At 57.7% G+C, this 2,442-nt stretch carries 5 protein-coding genes; all 5 read left to right on the top strand.

Going from position 1 to position 2,442, the window contains the following annotated elements:
- The first annotated feature begins 120 nt into the window (after nt 1-120).
- The 5 genes from ACP5J3_RS13240 to ACP5J3_RS13220 are packed head-to-tail and all read left to right on the top strand — an operon-like array spanning nt 121 to nt 2,370.
- The gene (locus tag ACP5J3_RS13240) at nt 121-636 is read left to right on the top strand and encodes a hypothetical protein (RefSeq protein WP_428496117.1); all 516 of its coding nucleotides are present in this window, start codon (nt 121-123) and stop codon (nt 634-636) included.
- Nucleotides 637-638: 2 nt separating this feature from the next.
- Nucleotides 639-797 carry a ribbon-helix-helix domain-containing protein gene (locus ACP5J3_RS13235; RefSeq protein WP_428496116.1) on the top strand — a complete coding sequence of 53 codons (159 nt, stop codon included), beginning with the start codon at nt 639-641 and terminating at the stop codon, nt 795-797.
- Complete coding sequence (locus ACP5J3_RS13230) at nt 791-1,318, top strand: hypothetical protein (RefSeq protein WP_428496115.1); 528 nt, start codon at nt 791-793, stop codon at nt 1,316-1,318. Before ACP5J3_RS13235 ends, ACP5J3_RS13230 begins: the two co-directional genes overlap by 7 nt.
- A complete protein-coding gene (locus tag ACP5J3_RS13225) occupies nt 1,311-1,868 on the top strand; it encodes a hypothetical protein (RefSeq protein WP_428496114.1) in 558 nt (185 codons plus the stop codon). The genes ACP5J3_RS13230 and ACP5J3_RS13225 overlap by 8 nt, the downstream gene beginning before the upstream one ends.
- The gene (locus tag ACP5J3_RS13220; RefSeq protein ID WP_428496113.1) at nt 1,861-2,370 is read left to right on the top strand and encodes a ribbon-helix-helix domain-containing protein; all 510 of its coding nucleotides are present in this window, start codon (nt 1,861-1,863) and stop codon (nt 2,368-2,370) included. Before ACP5J3_RS13225 ends, ACP5J3_RS13220 begins: the two co-directional genes overlap by 8 nt.
- Nucleotides 2,371-2,442: the final 72 nt, after the last annotated feature.

Raw genomic sequence — 2,442 nt, 5'->3', positions numbered from 1 at the left:
CTGGAGCACCTGGAGGAGAGGCTCGGGCTGTACAAGAGCGAGCCCAGCTGGAGGATCTACAGCTGAACCCCCGCTTTTTCCTTGGCGCAACTGTTAAATACTCCCTTGTTATACACTCGTATGACAGTCGTAAAACAGGAGGCCGCGGCCCAGCTCAAGGGCCCCTGTCTACGTCTCAAAAAAGTAGTAGGTTTACTGTGGTACCGCAATGAAGATGGGAGGCTGTGTACAAGTGTTGAGATGTGCGTCAATCCCGAGTCTTGTAAAAGTGGCATCGTTGCGGTGTATGGGAGTGGTGAGATTGAGGCGAGAGGCGATGGCGCGAGGCTGTGTCTAAGGGAAGGCGAGTGGGCGGTTGCTGGACGTATATTGTACAAGACAGCTGATAAGATAACTGGAGCGGCTCTGCTTGTCTACTTCGCAACTAGGAATGGAATAAGACACCTGGCGTGGTGCGTTGACTACACCATGCCAGTTGAAAAAGCTATAGAGGCGATCTCATGTGCCATTAACACGCTTGAATACTCCGATATGAGTAATAAGACTGAGCTGTCTAAGTGGCTTGATGCGATCAGCGACTTGCTAGGCCATGGTTACACGCCGCTGAAAGAACGTTTAAACGACGGGCGTAGCTAGCCATGAGCGAGGAGGTTGTCTGCGTCAGACTGCCACAGCGCTACGTCCGTTTCATAGATGCGCTTGTGCAGAGCGGCGAGTTTAGGAGCCGTAGCGACGTTGTTCGCCACGCCATAAGCGTCATGATGACCAGCGAACAGCGTCAGCAGAGGCCATGGTGAGGGCGAAGAAGAAGCTGGTGAGGAGGAGCACGAAGGCCGCCGCGGCGAAGATTATGGAGTACTTGCAGACGCACAAATGCATCACGAGGGGGCAAGCGGCTCGGCTGGGGATCTCGTTCGCATCTGCGTACTACATATTGAGGAGCATGGCTGAGTCCGGCTTGTTGGTGAGGTTCAACATGTACCGGTGGGCGACTGGCGACTACGCCGTGTACTGCCTCCCCGACGCCGACGTGCGCACAGCTGTGGAGGCGGCGCTTAAAAGCGCAGGCGTGATCCCCCGCTTCGTCCTCAACAGGCTGAGGGAGATCATCGCCGGGGCGAAGACCCGCGTCATAAGGATTGCTCCGGCGTCCCTCCTCGGCGAGAGCTACAAGCCGCCTGCCGCCTTGACCGCCGCCAAGGAGTACGTCAAGCTGTTGCTCGACGGCTCCGTCATAGGCGAGGAGGAGATCAGGAGGAGGAGAACGGCATTGGTGATCGACGTCGCCAAGGCGAGGCAGAGGCTGGGCTATGCCTAGGGGCCGCACGGCCAAGGTGGAGCAGAGAGAGCTCGCCGTATACGAGCTCTTGAAGATGCATGGATGTATGACTACGTCTCAAATTATAGACGAGCTGGGGCTGTCTCACACGCAGGTGTTCTACGTGTTGAAGGTTCTGGCGAGGCGCGGCGATGTTGCTGAATACGTGGTGGGGAGGAGGATAGCGCTGTGGTGCGTCAGGCATGTCGATCCGCTGAGGAAGTATGTGATCGCGTTCAAGTCAATCGGCTACGATGTCAGACACATACTGGCGAGGTTGATGCATCTATTGCAGTCTGTCAAATCGAAGCACTGGTGCGTAAAGACGACGCATGCAGGCATACCGCCGCTTGAGCCCGTGTCGAAGAGCGTCTTTCTCGACATGTTGCTGGACCTCCTCGACGGTAGCGCCGAGCTGGTGCTGAGAAGAGCTGAGAGGAGAGCGAGGACGAACAGGGCGTATGTGTGCATAGATGATGTAGACGCCGCCAAGGCGAAGATAAGAGGCGCGCTGGAGAGGCTCGGTGTCATCAAGTGGATCTATGCTTAACGGACGCGTTACGAGGTACCACGTTGAGAACGGCAGGCTGGCGGAGCTGATGTACCGCCAGATTAGGGAAATCGCCGAGAACGCTAGGGGCAACATGGCGGCGCTGGCGACCCCGCGGTTTACAGACGACCGCCGCGCCATGCCTTTCGTCAGCAGGACCCTCGCCGAGCTGGCCAGGCGACTCGGCGCGGAGGAGCGGCGGACCGTAAAGAGGGTGGTGTACATAATACCTGTCGAGAGGCTGAGGCAGGTGACCTTGAGAGACGTAGAGGAGGCCGCGAGGCGCGCCATGGCGGAGTCGCTTGAGAAGACGAAAGCTACGTGCAGAGAGAAGCCGAGGAGGGAGAGGCCCCGCGGCGAGGCGATGACGATAATATCAGTACACATACCATCCGAGTGGCTGAGAGCCATGGACGAGCTGGTGAGAAGCGGCAGGTACGCCAACCGCTCCGAAATCGTCAGAACGGCAATTAGACAGATGCTCTACAGGTGGAGAGCATGAAGATCTACACGCCGGATCCATGCACGCCCCACAGACTGGCGTCTATGAACGCGAGCTATGCGTCCGGCCCAG

This window comes from Pyrobaculum sp. (assembly GCF_049971835.1).
Taxonomy (GTDB): Archaea; Thermoproteota; Thermoprotei; order Thermoproteales; family Thermoproteaceae; genus Pyrobaculum.
Note: the sequence above shows the minus strand (reverse complement) of the source record. Positions and strands in the feature narration are given on the sequence as shown.

Bases quoted from the DNA above. Each gene is read 5' to 3' on its own strand.
- ACP5J3_RS13240 (WP_428496117.1), top strand. From the start codon at position 121: ATGACAGTCGTAAAACAGGAGGCCGCGGCCCAGCTCAAGGGCCCCTGT.
- ACP5J3_RS13235 (WP_428496116.1), top strand. From the start codon at position 639: ATGAGCGAGGAGGTTGTCTGCGTCAGACTGCCACAGCGCTACGTCCGT.
- ACP5J3_RS13230 (WP_428496115.1), top strand. From the start codon at position 791: ATGGTGAGGGCGAAGAAGAAGCTGGTGAGGAGGAGCACGAAGGCCGCC.
- ACP5J3_RS13225 (WP_428496114.1), top strand. From the start codon at position 1,311: ATGCCTAGGGGCCGCACGGCCAAGGTGGAGCAGAGAGAGCTCGCCGTA.
- ACP5J3_RS13220 (WP_428496113.1), top strand. From the start codon at position 1,861: ATGCTTAACGGACGCGTTACGAGGTACCACGTTGAGAACGGCAGGCTG.